A 1316-nucleotide genomic window follows, 5' to 3' on the forward strand; every position below is an offset into this window, starting at 1 on the left:
GACCAGTTGGAGGCCGGTCGGGTTTTCGCTACAGGCAAATCAGTCATGGTCGTCGTCCGACTCCGTGTTATCCCAAATCAGTCGGGGATCGAAAGTTACGGCGGCAAGCATCGTCAGAATCACCACAGTGGCGAAAGCGATGGCGCCAAGATTGGCTTCAATGCTGGCAAGCCGTCCAAAATTCACGACCGCCACCAGGATGGCGATCACAAAGATATCGAGCATCGACCAGCGGCCGATGAACTCGATGAAGCGGTACATCCAGATGCGCTGGCGAGCCGAAAGGGGCTGACGACGCTGCACGGAAAACAGCAGTAATGCGATGCCTACCAGCTTGAAGGTGGGCACCAGGATACTGGCGATGAACACCACGGCCGCAATGGGGAACATTCCGTAGTGCATCAACTCGATCACACCGGCCATGATCGTGCTGGGCGCACCTTTGCCCAAGGAGTTCACGGTCATGATCGGCAACAAATTGGCCGGTATGTAGAGAATGGCGGCGGTAATCAGCAATGCCCAGGTCCGTACCAGGCTGTTCGGGCTGCGAGCATGCACCAGCGCTCCGCAGCGCGTACAGACTTGCTCATCGGTATCAGCTTCCTGCCTGTTCAATTCATGACATTCCTTGCAAATCAGAATGCCTGCATCAATCGCCCGCATGAGCATCCTCTCCTGATAACGCTTGCCAGATCTGGTGAGGCGACATCACGACTTCCAGCCAGACTTGAATCAGCAACAAACCAATGAAGCACACCAGGCCGAGGCCTACGGTGATTGCTGCCATATCTGCCAGTTTGACGATCGCCACCAGTACGCCCATGAAGTAGACCTCGAGCATCCCCCATTCTCGTATATGGTGATAAATGCGATAGAGCAACAAGCCGTAGCTGCGTCCGACATCAAAACGGATGCTCAACAATACGGCCAATTGGCACAGTAGCTTGAGCAGCGGAATCCCCATGCTGCACAGGAACACGATCGCTGAAACGCTTTGCATGCCCGTGTCAAAAAGCGCGACAACACCGCTCCAGACCGTGTCTGTCGAAGATTGCCCGAGCAGATTGAGTTGCATGATGGGTAAAAAGTTCGCCGGAATAAACAACAGCAGTGCGGCAATGACCAGGGCAAGGCTGCGCTGTACGACGTTGTAGCGATTGGCATAAAGCTCGTAGCCACAGCGCGGGCACAGGGCTTTTTCGCCATGGGCGAGTACTGGCTTGCGCATGAGCAGGTCGCACTCGTGACAGGCAACCAGATTGTCTAGCGGTAATTCTGACAGCCCTTGGGCGTCAACCGGATCCGGCATAAAGGCT

At 55.3% G+C, this 1316-nt stretch carries 2 protein-coding genes; both read right to left on the reverse strand.

The window, feature by feature from the left end; all coding sequences use genetic code 11:
- Positions 1 to 39: 39 nt before the first annotated feature.
- Positions 40 to 663 (reverse strand): paraquat-inducible protein A, encoded by a 624-nt coding sequence (locus ACRESJ_RS07060; protein ID WP_085715997.1) that lies wholly within the window; start codon positions 661 to 663, stop codon positions 40 to 42.
- Positions 650 to 1309: a paraquat-inducible protein A gene (locus tag ACRESJ_RS07065; protein ID WP_431757266.1), complete on the reverse strand. Its 660-nt coding sequence runs from the start codon at positions 1307 to 1309 to the stop codon at positions 650 to 652. The genes ACRESJ_RS07060 and ACRESJ_RS07065 overlap by 14 nt, the downstream gene beginning before the upstream one ends.
- Between the last annotated feature and the right edge of the window lie 7 nt (positions 1310 to 1316).

Source organism: Pseudomonas sp. (genome assembly GCF_050739655.1).
GTDB lineage: Bacteria > Pseudomonadota > Gammaproteobacteria > Pseudomonadales > Pseudomonadaceae > Aquipseudomonas.